At 69.5% G+C, this 21,925-nt stretch carries 18 protein-coding genes and 1 tRNA gene; 8 read left to right on the forward strand and 11 right to left on the reverse strand.

Annotated features, from left to right (window positions below):
* Nucleotides 1-4: 4 nt before the first annotated feature.
* Nucleotides 5-3,616, reverse strand: coding sequence for a transcription-repair coupling factor (mfd, locus tag A4X17_RS15030; protein ID WP_064296474.1), 3,612 nt, complete (start codon nt 3,614-3,616; stop codon nt 5-7).
* Between the two features lie 124 nt (nt 3,617-3,740).
* Here mfd and folP point away from each other — a divergent pair, with 124 nt between their 5' ends.
* The 3 genes from folP (at nt 3,741) to A4X17_RS15045 (ending at nt 7,602) form a co-directional block, all read left to right on the forward strand.
* Nucleotides 3,741-4,673 (forward strand): dihydropteroate synthase, encoded by a 933-nt coding sequence (folP, locus tag A4X17_RS15035; protein WP_064296475.1) that lies wholly within the window; start codon nt 3,741-3,743, stop codon nt 4,671-4,673.
* 22 nt (nt 4,674-4,695) lie between these two features.
* On the forward strand, nt 4,696-5,448 hold the full coding sequence (locus tag A4X17_RS15040; protein WP_064296476.1) for a pyrimidine reductase family protein: 753 nt from the start codon (nt 4,696-4,698) through the stop codon (nt 5,446-5,448).
* A gap of 408 nt (nt 5,449-5,856) precedes the next feature.
* Nucleotides 5,857-7,602: an Ig-like domain-containing protein gene (locus tag A4X17_RS15045; RefSeq protein WP_064296477.1), complete on the forward strand. Its 1,746-nt coding sequence runs from the start codon at nt 5,857-5,859 to the stop codon at nt 7,600-7,602.
* 7 nt (nt 7,603-7,609) lie between these two features.
* On the opposite strand, the gene pth is transcribed toward A4X17_RS15045, so the two are convergent.
* The 3 genes from pth to A4X17_RS15060 form a co-directional block, all read right to left on the reverse strand.
* Entirely contained in the window at nt 7,610-8,191 is a 582-nt protein-coding gene (gene pth, locus A4X17_RS15050) for an aminoacyl-tRNA hydrolase (protein ID WP_064296582.1), read from the reverse strand.
* 128 nt (nt 8,192-8,319) lie between these two features.
* Entirely contained in the window at nt 8,320-8,934 is a 615-nt protein-coding gene (locus A4X17_RS15055) for a 50S ribosomal protein L25/general stress protein Ctc (RefSeq protein WP_064296478.1), read from the reverse strand.
* Between the two features lie 174 nt (nt 8,935-9,108).
* Complete coding sequence (locus tag A4X17_RS15060) at nt 9,109-9,612, reverse strand: gluconokinase (RefSeq protein WP_231884409.1); 504 nt, start codon at nt 9,610-9,612, stop codon at nt 9,109-9,111.
* Nucleotides 9,613-9,878: 266 nt separating this feature from the next.
* Here A4X17_RS15060 and gndA point away from each other — a divergent pair, with 266 nt between their 5' ends.
* Complete coding sequence (gene gndA / locus A4X17_RS15065; protein ID WP_064296479.1) at nt 9,879-11,339, forward strand: NADP-dependent phosphogluconate dehydrogenase; 1,461 nt, start codon at nt 9,879-9,881, stop codon at nt 11,337-11,339.
* A gap of 74 nt (nt 11,340-11,413) precedes the next feature.
* Here gndA and A4X17_RS15070 read toward each other — a convergent pair whose 3' ends face one another.
* From A4X17_RS15070 to A4X17_RS15080, 3 genes are all read right to left on the reverse strand, one after another.
* A complete protein-coding gene (locus A4X17_RS15070) occupies nt 11,414-12,391 on the reverse strand; it encodes a ribose-phosphate diphosphokinase (protein ID WP_064296480.1) in 978 nt (325 codons plus the stop codon).
* Nucleotides 12,392-12,426: 35 nt separating this feature from the next.
* Nucleotides 12,427-13,908: a bifunctional UDP-N-acetylglucosamine diphosphorylase/glucosamine-1-phosphate N-acetyltransferase GlmU gene (glmU, locus tag A4X17_RS15075; protein ID WP_064296481.1), complete on the reverse strand. Its 1,482-nt coding sequence runs from the start codon at nt 13,906-13,908 to the stop codon at nt 12,427-12,429.
* Nucleotides 13,909-13,955: 47 nt separating this feature from the next.
* A tRNA-Gln gene (locus A4X17_RS15080) sits at nt 13,956-14,027 on the reverse strand.
* Nucleotides 14,028-14,140: 113 nt separating this feature from the next.
* Here A4X17_RS15080 and A4X17_RS15085 point away from each other — a divergent pair.
* Nucleotides 14,141-14,635 (forward strand): MarR family winged helix-turn-helix transcriptional regulator, encoded by a 495-nt coding sequence (locus A4X17_RS15085; RefSeq protein WP_064296482.1) that lies wholly within the window; start codon nt 14,141-14,143, stop codon nt 14,633-14,635.
* Here A4X17_RS15085 and A4X17_RS15090 read toward each other — a convergent pair whose 3' ends face one another.
* The 4 genes from A4X17_RS15090 to A4X17_RS15105 form a co-directional block, all read right to left on the reverse strand.
* Entirely contained in the window at nt 14,636-15,295 is a 660-nt protein-coding gene (locus A4X17_RS15090) for a methionine ABC transporter permease (RefSeq protein WP_064296483.1), read from the reverse strand.
* A 1-nt stretch (nt 15,296) separates the two neighbouring features.
* Nucleotides 15,297-16,325 carry a methionine ABC transporter ATP-binding protein gene (locus tag A4X17_RS15095; protein ID WP_064296484.1) on the reverse strand — a complete coding sequence of 343 codons (1,029 nt, stop codon included), beginning with the start codon at nt 16,323-16,325 and terminating at the stop codon, nt 15,297-15,299.
* A gap of 103 nt (nt 16,326-16,428) precedes the next feature.
* Nucleotides 16,429-17,337, reverse strand: coding sequence for a MetQ/NlpA family ABC transporter substrate-binding protein (locus A4X17_RS15100; protein WP_064296485.1), 909 nt, complete (start codon nt 17,335-17,337; stop codon nt 16,429-16,431).
* A gap of 137 nt (nt 17,338-17,474) precedes the next feature.
* Complete coding sequence (locus A4X17_RS15105; protein WP_064296486.1) at nt 17,475-19,274, reverse strand: ABC-F family ATP-binding cassette domain-containing protein; 1,800 nt, start codon at nt 19,272-19,274, stop codon at nt 17,475-17,477.
* 61 nt (nt 19,275-19,335) lie between these two features.
* Between A4X17_RS15105 and A4X17_RS15110 the strand changes: the two genes are divergently transcribed.
* From A4X17_RS15110 to A4X17_RS15120, 3 genes are all read left to right on the forward strand, one after another.
* Entirely contained in the window at nt 19,336-20,211 is an 876-nt protein-coding gene (locus A4X17_RS15110; protein ID WP_064296487.1) for a spermidine synthase, read from the forward strand.
* 116 nt (nt 20,212-20,327) lie between these two features.
* Complete coding sequence (locus tag A4X17_RS15115; RefSeq protein WP_121289883.1) at nt 20,328-20,894, forward strand: TetR/AcrR family transcriptional regulator; 567 nt, start codon at nt 20,328-20,330, stop codon at nt 20,892-20,894.
* On the forward strand, nt 20,891-21,922 hold the full coding sequence (locus tag A4X17_RS15120; RefSeq protein WP_064296488.1) for a diacylglycerol kinase family protein: 1,032 nt from the start codon (nt 20,891-20,893) through the stop codon (nt 21,920-21,922). The genes A4X17_RS15115 and A4X17_RS15120 overlap by 4 nt, the downstream gene beginning before the upstream one ends.
* Nucleotides 21,923-21,925 lie beyond the last annotated feature (3 nt).

Consider the following 21,925-nt stretch of genomic DNA (forward strand, 5'->3'; position numbering starts at 1 on the left):
CCCGCTAGGACGACGTCGAGCCCTCCGGCAGCGGGTAGATCGCGTTCAGGAACTGCTGCACCCAGGCGATGAGGTCGGTGTCGGCCAGCGGTTCGTCGCCGACGCGCGGCAACGGCACGATGACGGTGTTCGTCTGGGCCAGGTACTTCGCGCCGGGATACATGCGTCGCAACCGCGTCTGAATCGAGTCGGGGAGGTCGGCAGGGGTGACCCGCAGGTTCGGTCCGACGGCGATGAGGTCGCTGAGTCCCGAGCGCTGCGCACGCTGGCGGAGCCTCGACACGGCGATGAGCGTGCTCACCTGTGCCGGCGGCTCACCGTAGCGATCGGTGAGTTCGTCGATCACGAGGTCGATCTGACCGTCCTTCGCCGCCGGCCCGGACGCGGCCGACAGCTTCTGGTAGGCCTCCAGCCGCAGCCGCTCACTGTCGACGTACTCCTCGGGGATGTGTGCGTCGACGGGTAGCTCGAGCCGGAGCTCGGTCTGCCCCTCGGCGACGTCGCCGCGGAAGGTGGACACGGCCTCGCCGATCATGCGGAGATAGAGGTCGAAGCCCACTCCCGCGATGTGGCCTGCCTGCTCACCGCCGAGCATGTTGCCCGCGCCACGGATCTCGAGGTCCTTCAGGGCGACCTGCATACCGCTGCCGAGCTCGTTGTTGGCCGCGATGGTCGAGAGCCGGTCGTGGGCGGTCTCGGAGAGCGGCTTGTGCTCGTCGTAGAGGAAGTAGGCGTAGGCGCGCTCACGACCTCGACCGACACGACCCCGCAGCTGGTGCAGCTGGCTCAGGCCGTACTTGTCGGCGCGGTCGATGATGATCGTGTTGGCGTTCGAGATGTCGAGGCCGGTCTCGATGATCGTCGTGCAGACGAGGACGTCGAAGCGGCGCTCCCAGAAGTCGACCACGACTTGTTCGAGCGCGGCCTCGCCGAGCTGCCCGTGGGCGATGGCGATGCGTGCCTCGGGGACGAGCTCCGCGAGGTCCGCCGCGACCCGACTGATGGACGAGACCCGGTTGTGCACGAAGAAGATCTGGCCTTCGCGCAGGAGCTCGCGCCGGATCGCCGCACCGACCTGCTTGCCGTTGTACGGACCGACGAAGGACAGGATCGGGTGGCGGTCCTCCGGTGGCGTGGCGAGCGTGGACATCTCCCGGATGCCGGTGACCGCCATCTCGAGCGTGCGCGGGATCGGGGTCGCGCTCATGGCCAGGATGTCGACGTTCGTCTTCAACTTCTTGAGGGCGTCCTTGTGCTCGACACCGAACCGCTGCTCCTCGTCGATGATCACGAGACCGAGGTCCTTGAACTGCACCTTGTCCGTGAGGAGCCGGTGGGTCCCGATGATGACGTCGACCGTGCCGTCGGCGAGTCCGGCGAGCGCCTCCCGAGCCTCCTTGTCGGACTGGAACCGGCTGAGCGGCCGCAGGTGTACCGGGAACCCGGCGAACCGCTCCTGGAAGGTCTCGAAGTGCTGCTTGACGAGCAGCGTGGTCGGCACGAGCATCGCGACCTGCTTGCCGTCCTGGACGGCCTTGAACGCGGCACGGACGGCGACCTCGGTCTTCCCGAACCCCACGTCGCCGGAGAGGAGGCGGTCCATCGGGATCTCGCGCTCCATGTCGGCCTTGACCTCGTCGATGGTCTGCAGCTGGTCGGGGGTCTCCGCGAACGGGAACGCCTCCTCGAGCTCGCGCTGCCACGGGGTGTCGGGGCCGAAGGCGTGCCCTTTCGACGCCATGCGCGCCGAGTAGAGCTTGACCAGCTCGACGGCGATGTCGCGGACGGCCTTGCGCGCCTTGCTCTTCGCCTGCGACCAGTCGCTGCCGCCCATCTTGCTGAGCTGCGGAGCCTCGCCGCCCACGTAGCGGGTGAGCAGGTCGAGCTGGTCCGTGGGGACGAGCAGCTTGTCGCCCGGGTACCCGCGCTTGGAGGGTGCGTACTCGAGGACGAGGTACTCGCGGGTGCTCTTCACCGGGTTGCGTCCGCCGCTCGAGACCTCGCGCTGGGTCATCTCGACGAACTTGCCGATGCCGTGGGTCTGGTGCACGACGAAGTCGCCGGACCGGAGCTGCATCGGGTCGACGACGTTCTTGCGTCGGGTGGCGAGCTTCTTGACCAGGCGCGAGTCGTACCCGGCGGTGCGTCCGTAGAACTCGGTCTCGCCGAGCAGCATGAGCTTCGACGTCTCGAGCTCGAAGCCGCCCTCGACGTCGGCCTGCAACAGGTAGGCGACGCCGGACTCCGGGTCGGCCGGTAGCTCGTCGACCATGCGAGCGGCGATCTCGTGCTCGGCGAGGACGTCCGCCGCGCGCTCGACGAGACCGACCCCGCGGGCGGCGACGACGACCGTCCACCCTTCGCGGATGCGGTCGGCGACGTGTTCGATGGCGCCCTCGACGTTGCCGTGGAAGCTCGGCACGGTGTCGCCGTCGACCGTGACGGTGAGGAGCTCGTCGAGTTCGAGGTGCTCCGGGAGCGTCTCGACGTCGGGGCCGGCGCGGAAGCCGCTGAACGTCCACCACGGGTGGTCGGGTGCCGGCTGGCCGGGAGCGCTGAAGGTGACGGACTCCTTCAGGGCGCCCAGCGAGATGAAGTCGCCGGAGGCGAGGTCGATCGGCGCGTTCGCACCGACGGTCGCGGCGCTCCATGCGGCGGCGAGGAACTCGCGGTTCGTCTCGGCGAGGCTGATCGACCGCGTGACGACGCGCTCCGGCGAGACGACGGCGACGGCCGCTCCATCCGGCAGGTAGTGGGTGATCGGGACGAGGCGGTCGACGAGGGCCGGGGAGAGCGACTCCATGCCCTCCACCGCGATGCCCTCCGCGATCTTCTCGAGGATGCCGGTGAGGCTCGGGAACTCGTGCTGCATCTCCGCGGCGCGCTGCCGGACGGCCGGGCTGAGGAGCAGTTCCCGAGACGGCGGCAGGCGGATCGCGTCGACCGGCTCGGGCAGCGATCGCTGGTCGGCGACCGAGAACGCCCGGATGCCGTCGACCTCGTCGCCGAAGAACTCGACCCGGTACGGGTGGTCGGCGACCGGAGGGAAGACGTCGAGGATGCCACCGCGCAACGCGAACTCACCACGCCGCGAGACCATGTCGACCCGGGTGTACGCGAGTTCGACGAGGCGCAGCGCGATCGCGGCGAGGTCGTGCCCGCGACCGCCCTGGACGAGCTCGATCGGAGCGGTCTCGGTGAGGTTGTCGGCCACGGGCTGCAGCGCGGCGCGAACGGAGGCGACGAGGAGGAACGGCCGCTCCCCTGTCCAGGCGCCGAGCCGCCGCAGCGCCTCCAGGCGTCGGCCGACGATCTCGGCGCTCGGGCTGAGGCGTTCGTGCGGCAGGGTCTCCCAGGCCGGGAACTCGACGATCTCGGCCTCGGGCATGAGGTCGCTGAGCGCGGAGCGGAGCCGCTCGGAGTCACGGCCGGTCGCGGTGACGACGAGGGCCGCCTGGGCGGCACCCTGCCGACCGCGCTCGTCCATGAGCGCCGCGAGGAGCGGTGCACGCAGCCCGTCGATCACGGAGAAGTCCGCGCTCTTGCCCGCGTACGCGAGGGCATCGTCGATCGTTGCGGCGCGCCGAAGCGCGTGAGTCAAACCCTGAAGCGTCACCGGGACAGCCTACGCCGAGCCACCGACACCCATGACCCGATCGCCCGCCGGTCACCGCTGTCAATCGGCTGCGGACGACGCGTCACGCGGCATCCTCGCGCGCCGGACGCGTCATGATTGACCCATGACGAGCACGGAGCCCCGGTCAGACCGACACCCCGAACGGACCGGCGGCTTCCCGCTCCCCCCGATCCGCCAACCGATCCGCCGGATCGGAGCGCGGACGTTCGACTTCTCGAAGCAGGTCGCAGTCATGGCGATCATCAACCGCACCCCGGACTCCTTCTTCGACCAGGGCGCGACGTTCTCACTCGACCGCGCCGTCGACGCCGCCGTGACCGCCGCAGAACAGGGCGCCGACTGGGTCGACATCGGCGGAGCCAAGTTCGCCCCCGGGCCGGAGATCCCCACCGCCGAGGAGATCGACCGCGTGCTCCCCGTCGTCGAGGCGCTCGCCGCACGGAGCGACGTCGTCATCTCCGTCGACACCTTCCGCCCCGAGGTGGCGGCGGCCTGCATCGCGGCGGGCGCCTCCGTCATCAACGACACCACGGGGATCCACGATCCGGCGCTCGCGGACGTCGTCGCAGCGAGCGAGGCCACCCTCGTCATCACGCACAGTCTGGCCAGGCCCAGGCAGCCGCATCCCCGTCCCCACTACGACGACGTCGCCGGTGAGGTCGCCGCCTTCCTCGCAGCCCGCGTCGACCTCGCGCTCTCGCACGGCATCCCCGAGTCACGGCTCATCGTGGACCCCGGGCACGACCTCAACAAGAACACCGTGCAGACGCTCGAGCTCACGCGACGGTTCGACGAGATCGCCGCGCTCGGGCTGCCGACGCTCGCCGCCGTCTCGAACAAGGACTTCATCGGCGAGTCCCTCGATCGGCCGAAGTCGGAACGTCTCGAGGGTTCCCTGGTGTCCGCTGCCGCGTGCATCCTCCTCGGCGCCCGCATCGTGCGGATGCACGCCGTGCCCGAGTCGATCGCGGCCGTGCGGATGACCGAGGCGATCCTCGGCTTCCGCGCACCGGTGGCGCCCGTCCACAACGTCTGATCCGGAACCCTCGAGGAGTCACATGAGCACCCCCAGCATCACGAGCCTGGTCCCCGCGCAGGACCGACCGCTGTCGGTCGACGAGCTCGTGGCGGCCTACACCGTCGAGGACCGCTCCGTCACGACCGTCCGCGTGAACTTCGTGACGAGCCTGGACGGTGGGGCGACCGTCGACGGCGTCTCCGGCGGGCTCGGCGGCCCGGCCGACAAGACCGTGTTCGACATCCTGCGTCGACTCACCGATGTCGTGCTCGTCGGTGCCGGGACCGTGCGCGACGAGGGCTACGGTGCCATGCGGCTCGATGTCGACGCCGCGATGTGGCGCGACGACCACGGCCTCCCCCTGCACCCGGTGTTCGCGATCGTGTCGGGCTCGCTCGACCTCGACCTGCGCTCGGAGGTCTTCACCCAGGCACCGGTCCGGCCGCTCGTCGTGACGACCGACCGCGCCGACCCCGCGAAGCGCGCAGCACTGGAGGCGGTCGCCGACGTGGTCGCGTGCGGCGAGGAACACGTCGAACCGGCGCGAGTCGTCCAGGCACTCTCCGACCGTGGTCTGCGACAGATCCTGTGCGAGGGTGGGCCGGCACTCTTCGGCTCGTTCATCGCCGCCGACGCCGTCGACGAACTCTGCCTGACGATCAGTCCGGCGCTCGTCGGCGGCGAGAGCGTCCGCGTCTCCGCAGGTCCCGCGTCCCCGGCGCCGCGAGCGATGCGGTTGCAGCATCTCCTGCGCGCCGAGGAGCTGCTGATCTCGCGGTACGTGCGCGCCTGAGCCGTCGGCTTCCGCTTCATCGGACGGCCACCCCTCGATCGTCTGATATCTCAGCACACCAGTACTGCTACGCTGGCGGCCTCCCCCATCCGATGATCTCTTGGGATGCTGCATGCGCGTTTCGACCAGCCCACTCCGTCCGATCCTGGCCACGACACTCGTGCTGACGGTCGGCTGGACCCTCTCGATGATCCAACCGGTACCCGCCGGAGCATCGGCCTCCGAGCCGCCGACCGATGCACCGGGCACTCCGCGCGGTGAGTCTTCCACGAGGACTTCGAACGCGCACCCGACGCCGGGGCGCCCCTGTCGGTCCGCGACTATCTGGGCCGTTCGGACCTGCGGTTCGACGCCGACGACTTCTGGACGGACCGAGCGGCGTGCAACGGCTTCATCCTGTCCGCCTCCATGACGGGCGCCGAACCCGGTGACTGCCTGGACGCCGCGAGCGCCATGTCGAACGTCCGTGCCCTCGCCGGAGTGCTGGGCATCCTCAACGGCACCGATCCGAGGTCCAATTCCGCCGTTGCGGCCTACACCCAGACCAACGGTCCAGACGGCGCGGTCGAACTGGAGACGACCACGCCGATCCCCCTCGCGACCGGTTCCGACCGCTTCCTGACCGCCTCCGTGAACGTCGCGTCCCTGAACTGCTTCGCAGCGGTACCGACCGCGCTGCAGCTCGCGCTGCGGACCCCCGACGGCCTCGAACACCCGGTGTCCGAGCAGGCGATCGACCCGTGCACGGACGACCGAGCCGATTCGTTCAGCCACGGCGGCGTCTCCGCTCGTGCCGGGCACTTCACCGCCGATGCCTCGATGTTGGTGGACGCGACATCGATCGGCGTCGTGATGCGCAACGAACACGGCGGCGGCTCGGGCAACGACCACGCCTTCGACGATCTGCGCATCATCGACGTGACGCCGACCCTCGACGTCGAAGTGTCGCAGGACACCGCCGTCGTCGGTGAGACGGTCCGTCTCCGCTTCGTCGTGCGCAACACCCCGGAACTCGCCGCGAAGGCCGGCTGGTCCGTGCAGACGGTCCTGCCCGGCGGACTCGCGGTCGCAGCCGATCCGCGAGTGATCACGAGCTGCACAGCAGAGGTGACCGCTCCTGGGGCCGGGGCCGACATCGCGTTCACGGGCGACCTCACGGCGGGCGAGGAGTCGTGCACGATCGAGGTCGACGTCACACCGGTCGCTCGCGGCTCGCTGACCGTCGCCGTGGCGGGTGATGCCGTCCGCGGGCTCGACCTCGGCTCGCAGCCGGCCCTGACCGCCATCGACCGGGTCGTGATCGAGAGCCCGGCATCCGGCGCCCTCGTGGAGTCCTCACGACCGACCTCCGCCGGAACGGGCGAACCGGGCGCCGACGTCACCGTGCGCGACGGCGAGGGCCACACCCTGTGTGAGACCACCGTGGACCCGGCCGGCCGCTGGAGTTGCGCAAGCACCGATGTCGTCGAGTCCGGCGAGGCGGTCGTCCGCGTGGAGCAGACCGCCGCGGGGCTCAGCAGCACGGACGAGACCACCTATCGCGTGCTCGTCCCCGCGCTGGCCGTGGAGGGCACCGTCCACCTCGAGATCCAGGGTGCCGACGGATCGTGGGTTCCGGTCGAGGGCGAGACCGTCACGATCGACCCCGGTGACCGCTTGCGTGTCATCGCGACGGTCACCAACACCGGCGAGAACGCGCTGGGCGACATCACCCTCGCGGAGACGCCGGACACCCGCCTCACCTGCAGCAGCGAGTTCATCGAGCCTGGTGCCTCGACGGTCTGCACCAGCACCGAGCCGCTCGTCCTGACACCGACCGCACTCGACCACGGCTCGTTCTCCCACACGTTCGAGGCGATCCTGACCGGGTATTCGCGCGCGTCGGACCTCGCCCCCACCGGGTCGGTGACGTCCGCCGTCGCCGGTCGCCTACCGCTCCCGGACGCACCCCGTGTCTCGACGGGGGCGCTCCACACCTCGCTCGGCATCGTGTGGGGGCTCGCTCCACTCGAACCGGAGGCTCCGTTGGCCCGGACGGGAGCCGAGGTCCCCAGCTCAGCCGCACTGCTCATCAGCGGGCTGCTCCTGGTGGGCGCGACGCTCGTCGGCGCCAGCACGCGTCAGGCCCGACGCGACCGCTCACCGCTCGGCTGAGCGGGCGTCAGGCGCCGTGGAAACGGGTCTGTGCAGCCAACAGGCCCTCGTTCACGAGGAGTTCGACCGCGTCCGCAGCGTCCGAAATCAGCATCGGGAGCTGCTCCCGTTCCGTTCCCGCGAAGTCCTTGAGGACGAAGTCGGCGGCGTCCTGACGGCCCGGCGGCCTCCCGATTCCGACCCGGACCCGCAGGAATTCCGGGGTCTTCAGCGCTGAGGCGATGTCGCGGACACCGTTGTGCCCACCGTGCCCGCCACCCTGCTTGAGCTTGATCGAGTCGAACGGGATGTCGAGCTCGTCGTGGACGGCGATGACATGGTCGGGGTCGACGGAGAAGAACTGGGCGAGCGCAGCGGTCGGGCCGCCGGAGAGGTTCATGTAGCTGTTGGGCTTGCCGAGCACGAGTTTCGGGCCGCCGGGCACGAGACGCCCCTCAGCCACGCGCGCGTTGCCCTTGTGGGTCTTGAAGGTCCCGCCGATGCGCTTCGCGAGCTCGTCGAGGACCATCTGCCCGACGTTGTGCCGGTTGCGGGCGTACTGCTCGCCCGGGTTCCCGAGCCCGACGATGAGCCACGTGTCTGCAGCCATGCTGCCTTCCTGATCGAACGCCTCGGCCCGTCCGGTGAGACCGGCCAGAAACCGAGCGAACCTGCCGCCTGCCATGCTCCGAGACTATCGGGGCGGGCGGGCGACAGGTTCGTCTGCTGGAGTGGTGACTACTCGGCGGCCTCGGCCTCGGCTGCGGTCTCCTCGGCGGCGGCCTCAGCGGCCTCCGTCTCCTCGTCCACCGGAGCGGCCGGCACGGCGATCGCGACGATGAGGACGTCGGCCTCGGTGATGAGCGAAGCGCCCTTCGGGAGCTCGAGGTCGCCGGCCAGGATCTGGGCGCCCTCTTCGAGACCCTCGACGCTGACGGTGACGCGCTCGGGGATGTGGGTCGCCTCGACCTCGAGGCTCACCGTGGTGGCGTCCTGGTTGAGGATGGTGCCGGCGGCCGACTCGCCCTCGACGTGCACGGGGATGTCGACCTGGACCTTCTCGCCCTTCTTGACGACGATGAGGTCGAGGTGCTCGATGATCTGGCGCACGGGGTCCTTCTGGACGTCCTTGACCAGCGCGAGCTGGCCCTTGCCGTCGATGTCGAGCTCGAGCACCGCGTTGGACTTGCGGAGGATGAGCAGCATCTGGTGGCCGGGCAGCGAGACGTGCACGGGCTCGGTGCCGTGGCCGTACAGCACGGCGGGGATCTTGCCGAGGGCACGGAGCTTGCGGGCTGCGCCCTTGCCGAACGATTCGCGGAGTTCCGCGGTGACCTTCAGGTCATCGGACATGATGTTCTCCTCACGGGTCTTGCACCCGGTTGGTCGTGCCGCGACGGTGCGCGGCGGAATGGATGAGTCAACTCGAACGCGTATCTGCGTGAGGAAAAGCCGGAAGCCAGACCACCGCGTCGATCACGGAAGCTGCCACGGGCCGCTTCCCTCGCCGAAGTTCAGTGGGAGAGTCTATCGCACCGCGCTGAGGCCCGCGACCGCCTCGTCCACGATCTCCTCGACGGTGGCGTCGACGTCCACGACGAACCCCGGCTCGTCGACGTCCAGGTCCTCGAGGAGGGCGAACTGGGAGTCGAGGAGCGACGGCGGCATGAAGTGACCGCTCCTGCCCTCCATCCGGCGTCCGAGCACCGCGCGCGAGCCGTGGAGGAGCACGAACCGCACCCCTGGCGCCTCCGCGAGGATCGCCTCCCGGTAGACCCGTCGGAGTGCGGAGCAGGCCATCACGAGCCCGGTGTCCGAGGCGTCTGCCAGCGCTTTGCCCACGAGGGCGAGCCAGGGCCAGCGGTCGGGGTCCTCGAGCGGCGTGCCGGCGGCCATCTTCCGCACGTTCTCGAGCGGGTGCAGGGCGTCGGCATCGATGAAGGGCACCCCGAGCCGGTCGGCGATCAGCACTCCGGTCGTGCTCTTCCCGGACCCGGACACGCCCATGACGACGACGAGCGGTGCAATCACACGGAACCCCCTGTGGTCTCCGGCCGTCGGCCGGTCGGCCGGCTCGTCCGACCCGCACAGCACGATACCGGACACGCCCGCACGGCCCGCTCGGACCTCACCCGCACGCGTGGTCATCAAGCGGTGGAGCGACACCTCCCTTTGCTACGGTTGCAGGACGGGCCGTGCCCGGATCGACGAGGGTGTCGCCGCTGTCCTGCAGCCGCCCCGTCGACTCCTGAGCACTCGGAACGCTTCCCGCATCACCCACTCTGAAGGAGAACCACATGGTGAACACCGCCGAAGCTCGCGCCAACATCGGCGTCGTCGGTCTGGCCGTCATGGGCAGCAACCTCGCGCGCAACCTGGCGAGCCGCGAGGGCAACACGGTCGCCGTGTACAACCGCTCCCCCGAACGCACCGACCTGCTCGTGAGGGAGCACCCCGAGGCCGGCTTCGTCGCGTCGAAGACCATCGAGGAGTTCGCCGCGTCGCTCTCGAAGCCACGTACCGCGATCATCATGGTGCAGGCGGGTAAGGGCACCGACGCCGTCATCCAGCAGCTCACCGAGGTCTTCGAGCCCGGCGACATCATCGTCGACGGCGGCAACGCACTCTTCACCGACACCATCCGCCGCGAGAAGGCCGTCCGCGAGACGGGCATCAACTTCGTCGGCGCCGGTATCTCCGGCGGCGAGGAGGGTGCCCTCAAGGGACCGTCGATCATGCCTGGTGGCTCCGCCGAGGCGTGGGAGACCCTCGGCCCCATCCTCAAGTCGATCGCCGCGATCGCCGAGGGTGAGCCCTGCGTCACCCACGTCGGCACCGACGGCGCCGGCCACTTCGTCAAGATGATCCACAACGGCATCGAGTACGCCGACATGCAGCTCATCGCCGAGGCCTACGACCTCATCCGTCGCGGCACCGGCAAGTCGCCGGCCGAGATCGCGGAGATCTTCGCCGAGTGGAACCGCGGCACGCTCGAGAGCTACCTGATCGAGATCACCGCCGAGGTCCTCAAGCAGGTCGACGCGAAGACCGGGCAGCCACTCGTCGACGTGATCCTCGACCAGGCCGGCGCCAAGGGCACCGGCGCGTGGACCGTGCAGACGGCCCTCGACCTCGGCATCCCGGTGTCGGGCATCGCAGAAGCCGTGTTCGCCCGTTCGCTGTCGTCGAAGCCGGCGCAGCGCGCAGCGGCCCGCGAGCTCGCCGGTCCCTCCGAGGAGTGGACCGTCGCCGACCCCGACCAGTTCGTCGAGGACGTGCGCCAGGCGCTCTACGCGTCGAAGATCATCGCCTACTCGCAGGGCTTCGACGAGATCGTCGCCGGTGCCGAGCAGTACGGCTGGGACATCAAGAAGGGCGAGATCGCGAAGATCTGGCGCGGCGGCTGCATCATCCGTGCGCAGTTCCTCAACCGCATCACCGAGGCGTACGAGGAGAACCCCGAGCTGGTCGCCCTCGTGACGGCACCCTACTTCAGCGACGCCGTCGCGGAGGCGCAGGACAGCTGGCGCCGCGTCGTCGTCGCGGCCGCGCAGGCGGGCATCCCCTCGCCGGCGTTCTCGTCGTCGCTGTCGTACTACGACGGCCTCCGCGCCGAGCGTCTGCCCGCAGCGCTCGTCCAGGGCCAGCGCGACTTCTTCGGTGCGCACACCTACAAGCGCGTCGACCTCGACGGCACGTTCCACACCCTCTGGTCGGGCGACCGCAGTGAGGTCGAGCAGGCGGGCTCGAGCCACTAGCTCGCAGCCTGCACACGCAGAACGCCCGGTCCGAATCGGACCGGGCGTTCTGCGTACCAGCGGAAGGTGACGGGCTACGCGGCGCCGTCGAACATGCTCGTCACGGAGCCGTCGTCGAAGACCTCGTGGATCGCACGGGCGATGAGCGGCGCGATCGAGAGGACGGTCAGCTTGTCGAAGCGCTTGGCCTCGTCGACCGGGAGAGTGTCGGTGACGACGACCGAGTCGATGGCGTCGCTCTGCAGGAGCTCCACCGCCGGGTCGGAGAACACCGCGTGGGTGGCCGCGACGACGACGCCGATCGCGCCGGCGTTCTTGAGTGCCTCGGCAGCCTTGACGATCGTGCGTCCGGTGTCGATCAGGTCGTCGACGAGCAGGCAGACCCGACCCTCGACCTGGCCGACGATCTCGTGGACGCTGACCTGGTTGGGGACCAGCGGGTCGCGGCGCTTGTGGATGATGGCGAGCGGTGCGCCGAGCTTGTCGCTCCAGATGTCGGCCACGCGGACGCGGCCCATGTCGGGCGAGACGACCGTCAGCGTCGACGGGTCGAGCTTCGCGCGGAAGTGCTCGAGGAGGACCGGCATGGCGAAGAGGTGGTCGACGGGACCGTCGAAGAAGCCCTGGATCTGCGCGGCGTGGAGGTCGACCGACATGATGCGGTCGGCACCGGCGGCCTTGAAGAGGTCGGCGACGAGGCGGGCGGAGATGGGCTCGCGTCCGCGACCCTTCTTGTCCTGGCGCGCGTACGGGTAGAACGGGGCGACAACGGTGATGCGCTTGGCACTCGCGCGCTTGGCCGCGTCGACCATGATGAGCTGCTCCATGAGCCACTCGTTGATCGGAGCGGTGTGCGACTGGATGACGAAGACGTCGGTGCCGCGGATGCTCTCGTCGTACCGGGCGTAGATCTCGCCGTTGGCGAAGGTCCTGGCATCGGTGGGGAGGAGCTCGGAGTCGAGCTCCGCCGCGATCGCCTCGGCGAGCTCCGGGTGGGCTCGTCCGGAGACGAGGACCAGCTGCTTCTTGTTGTCCGCCGTGATGCCTGACACAGACCCTGCCTTCTGCCGGAGTCCTCCGGCCTCACTCACGAGTCGACGTTACCAGCCGCAGCCGCGTCGTCCGACACGGCATCCGCGGTCGGTGCCGCCGAGGCGGCGCCGGCTGCCGTCGCAGACGCCGTGCCCGGGCGCTTCTGCTCGACCCAGCCCTCGACGTTCCGCTGCTGCGCGACCGTCAGGGCGAGCGCACCCGCCGGGACGTCCTTGCGGATGACGGTGCCGGCGCCGGAGTAGGCACCGTCCCCGACACTGACCGGGGCGACGAGCGTGTTGTGCGCGCCGGTGCGGACGTGCGATCCGATGGTCGTGCGGTGCTTGTGCACGCCGTCGTAGTTCGAGGTGATCGTGCCGGCACCGACGTTCGACTCGACGCCGATCTCGGTGTCGCCGATGTAGCTGAGGTGCGGGACCTTGCTGCCCTCGCCGATCTGCGCGTTCTTCGTCTCCACGAAGGTGCCGATCTTGCCGCGCTCGCCGAGCACCGTGCCGGGTCGCAGGTAGGCGAACGGCCCGACCTCGGCGCCGGCACCGATGACCGACAGCGTCGCGTCCGTGCGGCGGACGCGCGCGCCAGCGCCGACCTCGGTGTCGATGAGCGTGGTGTCCGGACCGATCGTCGCACCGGACTCGACGACCGTCGCGCCGAGGATCTGCGTCCCGGGAAGCAGGGTGACGTCGGCGTGCAGCCGCGCCTTGATGTCGATCCACGTCGTGGCCGGGTCCTGGACGGTCACGCCGGCGAGCTGCCAGGCGCGCACGAGGAGGGCGTTCAGTTTGGCCGCGGCGGCGCTCAGCTGGGCGCGGTCGTTGATGCCCTCGACCAGCCAGGAGTCGCTCACGGGGAGCGCAGAGACCTCGGAGCCCGCGCGTCGCAGGAGGCCGATGACGTCCGTGAGGTACTTCTCCCCCTGGGCGTTGTCGGTGGTGACCTCGGCGAGGGCGTCGCGGAGCTGGCTCACACCGAAGAGGTAGACCCCGGCGTTGATCTCGTTGACGGCCCGCTCGGCGTCGGTCGCGTCCTTCTGCTCGACGATGTAGTCGAGGGCGCCGGCCTCGGTGCGGATGATGCGTCCGTAGCCGGTCGCGTCGTCGGGCATGGCCGAGAGGATCGTCGCCGCGACGTCGTGGTTGCGGTGGCGTTCGATGAGCGTGGTGAGCGTGGCGGCGTTCAGCAGCGGGACGTCGCCGTTGACCACGAGGACGTCACCGTCGAAGTCGTCGGGCAGTGCCAGGAGCGCCTGCTCCACCGCGCGACCGGTGCCGGGCACCTCGTCCTGGTCGACGATGGTCGCACCGGGGAGCTCCGACTCGATGGCCTCGACGAGGCGGTCGCGCTCGTGGCGGACCACGGCGATGACGTGCCCGGCGTCGAGCGAGCGGGCGGTCGCCAGCACGTGCCCGACGATCGGCACGCCGCCGAGTGGGTGCAGGAGTTTCGGCAGCGCCGACTTCATGCGGGTTCCCTGGCCAGCGGCCAGGATGATGATGGCCAGACGGTCGTCGGTCACGTGTGCTCCCCCTCGGTCCGGGCACTCGCCCGGTCGGTGATCGGTCGCTCCGCCACCAGGATTCGAACCTGGACCGAACAGCTCCAAAGGCTGCCGTGCTGCCGTTACACTATGGCGGACCACCCCGCGAGACGGCGGAGCGTGGTCAATTCTGCCATGGATGGACGACCATCGATTCAGCACCCGTCGCCCGATTCAGGCTGACCGGCGTCCGTGCCTCGATAATGGTGGGATGCCAGCTAGCACCGATGAGGTCGACCGGATCGTCGACGCTTGGAACCGCGAGCGCCCGGACCTCGACTTCTCGCCCCTCCAGATCCTCTCCCGTGTCGCCCGGCTGTCACGCCACCTCGACCGGGCCCGTCGGGCGGCCTTCACCCGGTCGAACCTGGAGCCGTGGGAGTTCGACGTCCTCGCGGCACTCCGGCGCGCCGGCTCCCCCTACCGGCTGAGTCCGAAGGCCCTCCTCCTTCAGACGCTCGTCTCGAGCGGCACGATGACGAACCGCATCGACCGCCTCGTCGAGCGCGGACTCGTGGAACGCCAGGGCGACCCCAACGACGGCCGTGGCATCCTCGTGCAGATGACGAACGCGGGACTCAACACGGTCGACGCGGCCATCACGCGCCTCGTCGACGCCGAGGCGGACCTGCTCGACGGCCTGAGCTCGACCGAACAGGCCCGGCTGACCGTCCTCCTGCGGAAGCTCAGCCTCGATTTCGACTAGCTAGCGGCGGAGGATCTTCCGGGCCAGCCAGTTGCCGAAGAACTGGATGAGCTGCACGAGCAGGATGATGATGATCACCGCGGCCCACGTCACGACCGGCTCGAACTGGCGGAAGCCGTACTGGATCGCGAAGGCACCGAGCCCACCGCCGCCGATGAAGCCCGCGACCGCCGACATGTCGACGATGACCACGAACACGAAGGTGTAGCCGAGGATCAGCGGACCGAGCGCCTCCGGGAGGACGATGCTCAGCAGCGTCCGGAGCCGGCTCGCTCCCGCGGCACGCGAGGCCTCGATGACACCGGGCGACACCGTCAGCAGGTTCTGCTCGACGATCCGGCTGATGCCGAAGGTCGCCGCCAGGGAGATGATGAAGATGAAGGCGTTCGCACCGATGCCGGTGCCGATCACGAGTCGTGAGAGCGGCTGGGCGGCCGCGAGGAAGATGATGAACGGGATCGGCCGGAAGATGTTCACGATCACGTTGAGCACGCCGTAGAGCACCGGGTGCGAGTACAGGTTGCCGGGCCGCGTCACGTAGAGCCCGGTGCCGACGACGAGTCCGGCGATCCCACCGAAGAGCAGGCTGAAGGACACGAGGTAGAGGGTCTCGACGGTCGCGTCGCCGAGCTTCGGGAGCAGATCGATCAGTGCGTCCATGTCAGCGCACCTCCGTCACGGTCGCTTGGGATCCGATGGCGGTCAGCGCTCCGTCGATCGTCTGGTCGTCGCCGCGGAGGGCGAGCGTCAGGTGGCCGAATGCGCGACCCTGGATGTCGTTGATCCCGCCGTACACGAGCTCGAAGTCGACGCCCGCCTGCGCGAGCGTGAGGAAGACGCCCGCCTGCGAGGCGTCGCCGTCGCGGAAGGACAGGGTGACGATGCGCCCGACGTGTCGTTCCTTGAGCACCGACAGCTCGGCCGGTGACGGGACGCCCTTGATGACCGTCGACACGAAGCGCTTGGACGCGGCGTGCTGCGGGTCGGAGAACACCTCGAAGACGTCGCCCTGTTCGATGACCTTGCCGCGCTCCATGACGGCGACCTTCGTCGCGAGCGACTGGATCACCTCCATCTCGTGGGTGATCACGACGATGGTCACGCCGAGATCGCGGTTCACCTGCTTGAGCAGCGCGAGGACCTCCTGCGTGGTCTCGGGGTCGAGGGCGCTCGTCGCCTCGTCCGCGAGCAGGATCCGGGGCGAGGTCGCGAGCGCGCGAGCGATGCCGACGCGCTGCTTCTGCCCACCGGAGAGCTGGTCGGGGTAGTTGTCGGCCTTGTCGGCCAGCCCGACGAATTTCAGCAGCTCGTCGACGCGGGTGCGGATCTCCGCGCGGGGACGTCCGGCGACCTCGAGCGGGTACGCGATGTTCTTCCGCACCGACTTGGAGTTGAAGAGGTTGAACTGCTGGAAGATCATCCCGATGCCGAGGCGGAGGTCGCGGAGGCCGCGCTCCGAGAGCGTCGTCACCTCGGTGCCGTCGACGACGATGCTCCCCGACGTCGCGGGCTCGAGCGCGTTGATGAGGCGGACGAGCGTCGACTTCCCGGCTCCCGAGTAGCCGATGATCCCGAAGACGTCACCGGCCTCGATGTCGAGGTCGACGCCGTCGATCGCGGCGATCGGCGCGGCGCCCTTCTGCGGAGACGGGTAGCGCTTGGCGACGTCTCGGAGGCTGACGAGTGGCATGGGGGTGTCCTCGGTGTGTCGGGTGATCAGGAGGCGGTGGAACGACGAAGCGTTCCTGTGGGAGCGGATGACAGCCTCCCACAGGAACGCGCTGAACGCCGGATCAGCCCTTGGCCTTGATGTCCTTCTGGACGGTCTCGAGCGACTTCACGAGGTCCTTGACCGGGGTCTTCAGCGGAACCGCGGTACCGCCGGAGTTCTCCACGACGCCGTCGACGACGGACTTCGTGTCCTGGTAGATCTTCACGAGCTTCGCGTACGTCTCGTTGTCGGCGTCGGCGGCCTTCGCGGCGAAGATGTTGACGTACGGCAGCGCGTTCGGGTCGGACGGGTCGTCCTCCGCGATCGCGTCGGACGCCTTCAGACCGGAGTCGTTGATGAAGTCGTTGTTGATGATCGCGCCGGTGACGTCAGGCAGCGAGGTCGGCGTCAGCGAGGCCTCGAGCGAGGTGACGGTGACCTTCGACTTGTCGGCGATGATGTCGTCGGGCGTCGAGAAGATGTTGCCGCCGTCCTTCAGCTCCAGCAGGCCTGCGGACTGCAGGACGAGGAGCGCACGAGCCTGGTTGCTCTCGTCGTTCGGGATGGCGATCGTGTCGCCCTTCTTGATGTCCTTGACGCTGTCGACCTTGGTCGAGTAGAGGCCGAGAGGGTAGATCGCCGTCGAGCCGATGGGCGTGAGGTCCTCACCGGAGGCCTCGTTGTACTGCGCGAGGTAGACGATGTGCTGGAACTGGTTGAGGTCGATCTCGCCCTCGGTGAGCGCCGGGTTCGGCTGCGTGTACTCGCCGAAGTCGACGATGTCGACGAAGATGCCCTCCTTCTCGGCGGCCTCCTTGTACGTCTCCCAGTAGGGGTCGCTCGCGCCGACGACACCGATCTTGACGGGGTTCGCCTCGGTGCCCTTGTCTTCGGCGGCGGCGCCTGAGCCTGCGCCGCCGGCGCATCCGGCGAGGAGCGCGAGGGCGGGGATGATGGCCAGTCCGGCCAGAAGCTTCTTCGAGAAGGTCATTGCTGTGATTCCTCTTTCGGGTGGTGCGCGCCGGTGGACGCTGATTCGACGGTACGTCGGCCTAGCAGGGATGACGAACCGGTGCGTAACACTTCGGAACAGAGCGACGATCGACGGATCGGCGTGCGCCGAGTGGGCTACTCGACGAGCTCGGAGAGCTCCAGCCAGCGGACTTCGAGGTCGGCGATCTCGCCGTACATGGCCTGGATCTTGGCACCGAGCGCGGTGATCCCGGCGAAGTCGCTCTGGTCGTGGACCGCGACCTTCTCGTGGGCCTGCTCGATCTGGCCGTTGAGCTTGTGGAGCTTGCGGTCGATCGCCTTGATCTCCTGCTGCGCGTTCCGGAGCTCCGCACCGCTCAGCTTCGGCGTCTTCTTGGTCGGGCCACCGCCGGAAGCCGTCGGTCGGTCGTGCTCCTGCGAGCGACTGCCGGCCGTCCCGGCGTTGAGCTCCAGATACTGGTCGATGCCGCCGGGCAGGTGCCGGAAGTGGCCGTCCATGATCGCGTACTGCTGGTCGGTCACCCGCTCGAGGAAGTACCGGTCGTGCGAGACGACGAGCAGCGTGCCCGGCCACGAGTCGAGGAGGTCCTCCATGGCGGCGAGCATGTCGGTGTCGAGGTCGTTGGTCGGTTCGTCGAGCACGAGGACGTTCGGCTCGTCGAGGAGGATGAGCAGGAGCTGCAGGCGGCGGCGCTGACCACCCGAGAGGTCCTTCACGGGGGTGGAGAGCTGAGCGCTCGTGAAGCCGAGGCGTTCGAGCAGCTGCCCCGGGGTCATCTCCTTGCCACCGGCGACGTAGCTCGTGCGCTTCCGCCCGATGACGTCGCTCACGCGGTCCTGCTCGTACTCGGCGAGCTCGTCGAGCTGTTGCGTGAGTGTCGCGACCTGGACGGTCTTGCCGCGCTTGACACGACCCTCGGTCGCTTCGACCTCGCCCGTGACGAGCCCGAGCAGGGTGGACTTGCCGGCGCCGTTCACGCCGAGGATGCCGGTGCGCTCGCCCGGGGCGATGCGCCACTCGACGTCCTTGATGATTGTCCGGTCGCCGTAGGACACGGTGACGTCGAGGATGTCAACGACGTCCTTGCCCAGGCGGGCGGTCGCCATGCCGGCCAGCTCGACCGTGTTGCGCACGGGCGGCTCGTCGGCGATGAGCGCGTTGGCGGCCTCGATCCGGAACTTCGGCTTGGCCGTCCGGGCGGGAGCGCCGCGGCGCAGCCAGGCGAGCTCCTTCTTCATGAGGTTCTGGCGCTTGGCCTCGGAGACCGCGGCGGAGCGATCGCGCTCGACGCGCTGCAGGACGTAGGCCGCGTACCCGCCTTCGAAGGGTTCGACGATGCGGTCGTGCACCTCCCACGTGGCCGTGCAGATGGCGTCGAGGAACCACCGGTCGTGGGTCACGACGAGCAGGCCGCCGGAGTTCTTCGACCAGCGGCGGTTCAGGTGCTGCGCGAGCCAGGTGATGCCCTCGACGTCGAGGTGGTTCGTGGGCTCGTCGAGGAAGAGGATGTCGTGGTCGCCCACGAGCAGGGCGGCGAGCGCGACCCGGCGACGCTGCCCACCGCTGAGGTCGGCGACGAGGGCGTCCCACGCGATGTCGGAGGCGAGGCCGGAGATGACGTCGCGGACCTTCGGGTCGCCCGCCCACTCGTGCTCGTCGAAGCCGCCGACGATGGTCTGCCCGACGGTCTTGTCGTGGTCGAGGGTGTCGGACTGGTCGAGCACGCCGACCGTGACGCCGTTGCGCACCGTCACGCGGCCGGAGTCGGGCTCCTTGCGGCCGGCGAGGAGGCCGAGGAGCGTGGACTTGCCGTCGCCGTTGCGGCCGACGATACCGATGCGGTCGCCCTCGTTCACCCCGATCGTGATGCCGTCGAAGACGACCTTGGTCGGGTACTCGAGGTGGAGCGCTTCAGCGCCGAGAAGGTGTGCCATATCCGGTCAACGATACCGGGCCCGGGCGTCGAGCACCGCCCGTGCACCGTAGGCTGCACGGGTGCCTCTGTTCTCCCGTTCCCGCCGACTGCCGTTCGGCTGTCGCGACGCCCGGATCACCCTCCTCGACAAGCGGACGCTGCGCTACGAACTCAGCGTCGACGACATCCCGCAGTCGGTGGTCTCCCTCGTGGATCCCCGCTCGCTCGAGTACCCGTACATCCGGCACATCGCACGAGTGATCGACGCCGAGGCCCCGGCGGGCGAGGAGCTCTTCGTCGTCCACCTCGGAGCCGGAGCGCTGACGCTCCCCCGCTACGTCCAGGCGACGCGTCCGGGATCGCCGCAGCTCGTCGTCGAGTTCGAACCGGAGCTGTTCACCGGGATGCTGGAGGCGCTGCCGCTCCCGGACGGTCATCGGGTCGAGGTCCGCTTCGGTGACGCCAGGGCCGTCGCGGACGAGCCGATCGACGAAGCCGCCGCCACCGGCGCGGACGTCACAGCGTGGCGGGACGCGAAGGTGACCGTCGTCGACCTCTGGGATGCGGCGGTGATCCACCGTCGGGTCGCGAGCCTCGAGTTCTACCGCCGCGTGGCGGCGCGCTCGGCGGACGACGGCGTGATCGCGGTGAACCTGCTCGACGGCAGCCCGTTCGACTACTCGCGACGCCAGGCGGCGACGCTGCGAGCCGTGTTCGCCCACGTCGCCGTCGTCCTCGACTTCGATCCGGTCGACGACGAGGGGCCACTCGGCAACGTCGTCGTCTTCGCGAGCGACGCACCGCTCGCGGCCGTGACGCACCCGCAGCTCTTCGGCGCTCCCGCCCCCGAGCAGCTGCACGGTGACGCCCTGACGGCCTGGATCGACGGCGCGACGATCATGACCGACGCCGACGGCGAGGACTCCCCCGACCCGGACGACCCTCGCTGGGACTGACGACCGGACCGTCACCGGGGCCGTCCCTATGCGCGCCCAGTCCATTGCGCTACGGTGGGCGTAGCGCAATGGACCGATCCGACCGGACTCCGGCGTCGCGCGGAGGAGGTTGGTCGGTGCCCGTCTCCCGACGCGTCTCCCGCGCTCAGCAGATGAGCGACCGCATCCTCGACGCAGCCCTCGACCTCATGCGCTCGCGTGGCTCGGTCGCCGTCAACATCGAGGCGGTCGCGGAGACCACCGGCGTGGCGAAGACGACGATCTACCGGCGGTACCGCAACCGCTCGGAGCTGCTTACGGCGGCCGTCGCCCGCGCCATGGAGACTCCGGTCGAGATCCCCGAGAACCTCTCGACCTACGACACCTTCACCTGGCTGCTCCACGAAGCCCGGGCGATGATCGAGGACGTGGTGGGCCGGGGCACGATCGCGTCGATCCTGCTCCAGGACGACCCGGAGTTCTCGACGCTGCTCCGCGACCTCACGAGGAACCGGGCGCGCGCGCTGTCCAACCTGGTCGACGAACGGATCTCCACCGGCGATCTGAAGCCCGGACTCGACGGCCGGCTCGTCGCGACCCTGCTCCTCGGCGCGGTCCTCGGACAGCTCGTCCGCGGCGCCGACATGGACGACGACTGGGCGGAACAGGTCCTGTCCGTCCTCTGGCCGGCACTGGCCGCATGAGGCGAGGCAGCACCCCGCCGCACGCTGCGGTGATCTACAACCCGACGCGCATCCAGCTCGAGCGCGTGACGAGGCTCGTCGACGCCGCAGCCGCCGAGGCCGGCTGGGGCCCGACCAGCTGGATCCCGACCCGCGAGCGGTCGACCGCGGTCGACCAGGTCGCGGAGGCGCTCGGGGGCGGTGCGGCGCTCGTGATCGCCGCCGGCGGTGACGGGACGGTCCGCGAGGTGGCCGGGGCGATGCGTCACACCCGGACGCCGTTCGCCGTCGTCCCCGTCGGTACCGCGAACCTCTTCGCGCGGAACGCCGGGATCCCGATCGACACGGTCGCCGCGGTGCGGGCCGCGTTCATCGGCGAGGACCGCAGCGTCGACGTCGGCCTGATCGAGTACCGGAACCCCGAGCGCGTCCGGCGCAGCACCCCGTTCCTCGTCATGTCGGGCTTCGGTGTCGACGCGGACATGGTGGCCTACGCCGACCCGGTGCTCAAGCGCCGCTTCGGCTGGATCGCCTACGTCGTCCCGATCATCCGCGGACTCTTCCGGCGCGATCGGCCCCGCGTCTCCTGGAAGGAGGACGGCGGACCGATCCGGAGCGGACGGACGCACACGATGTTCGTCGGGAACTGCGGCACCGTCTCAGCGGGCCTCGACGTCCTGCCCGACGCCCTCCTGGACGACGGTGTGCTCGACGTCCTCATGGTGCGCTCCCTCGAAGGGTGGGACGGGGTCCGTGTCACGCGCTGGCTGCACCGCGCGAACAATCCCGTCGCCCGGTTCTCCAAGGGCAGACGGACGCGGGGCCGCCGCGTGCAGCCGAGTGCCGTCGAGACGGCCGGTTCCGCCGGAGGTGCGCTCCGCTACCTGCGCGTACGACGCATCGACGTGACGGTCTCACCGCCCGCCGAGTTCCAGGCCGACGGCGACGGGATCGGCCTGGTCTCTGCGGCCCGGCTGACCGTCGACCCTGGTGCACTCATCGTCCGGCTGCCGGCGACTGCGGTGCGATCGGGTCGGCTCGGGCCCTGAGCC

The sequence above is a fragment of the Plantibacter sp. H53 genome (assembly GCF_001650455.1).
Lineage (GTDB): Bacteria > Actinomycetota > Actinomycetes > Actinomycetales > Microbacteriaceae > Plantibacter > Plantibacter flavus_A.

Bases quoted from the DNA above. Each gene is read 5' to 3' on its own strand.
- A4X17_RS15045 (WP_064296477.1), top strand. From the start codon at position 5,857: ATGACGGGCGCCGAACCCGGTGACTGCCTGGACGCCGCGAGCGCCATG.
- pth (WP_064296582.1), bottom strand. From the start codon at position 8,191: ATGGCTGCAGACACGTGGCTCATCGTCGGGCTCGGGAACCCGGGCGAG.
- A4X17_RS15090 (WP_064296483.1), bottom strand. From the start codon at position 15,295: ATGGACGCACTGATCGATCTGCTCCCGAAGCTCGGCGACGCGACCGTC.
- A4X17_RS15105 (WP_064296486.1), bottom strand. From the start codon at position 19,274: ATGGCACACCTTCTCGGCGCTGAAGCGCTCCACCTCGAGTACCCGACC.
- A4X17_RS15055 (WP_064296478.1), bottom strand. From the start codon at position 8,934: ATGTCCGATGACCTGAAGGTCACCGCGGAACTCCGCGAATCGTTCGGC.
- gndA (WP_064296479.1), top strand. From the start codon at position 9,879: ATGGTGAACACCGCCGAAGCTCGCGCCAACATCGGCGTCGTCGGTCTG.
- A4X17_RS15095 (WP_064296484.1), bottom strand. From the start codon at position 16,325: ATGCCACTCGTCAGCCTCCGAGACGTCGCCAAGCGCTACCCGTCTCCG.
- folP (WP_064296475.1), top strand. From the start codon at position 3,741: ATGACGAGCACGGAGCCCCGGTCAGACCGACACCCCGAACGGACCGGC.
- A4X17_RS15120 (WP_064296488.1), top strand. From the start codon at position 20,891: ATGAGGCGAGGCAGCACCCCGCCGCACGCTGCGGTGATCTACAACCCG.
- A4X17_RS15040 (WP_064296476.1), top strand. From the start codon at position 4,696: ATGAGCACCCCCAGCATCACGAGCCTGGTCCCCGCGCAGGACCGACCG.
- A4X17_RS15100 (WP_064296485.1), bottom strand. From the start codon at position 17,337: ATGACCTTCTCGAAGAAGCTTCTGGCCGGACTGGCCATCATCCCCGCC.
- A4X17_RS15085 (WP_064296482.1), top strand. From the start codon at position 14,141: ATGCCAGCTAGCACCGATGAGGTCGACCGGATCGTCGACGCTTGGAAC.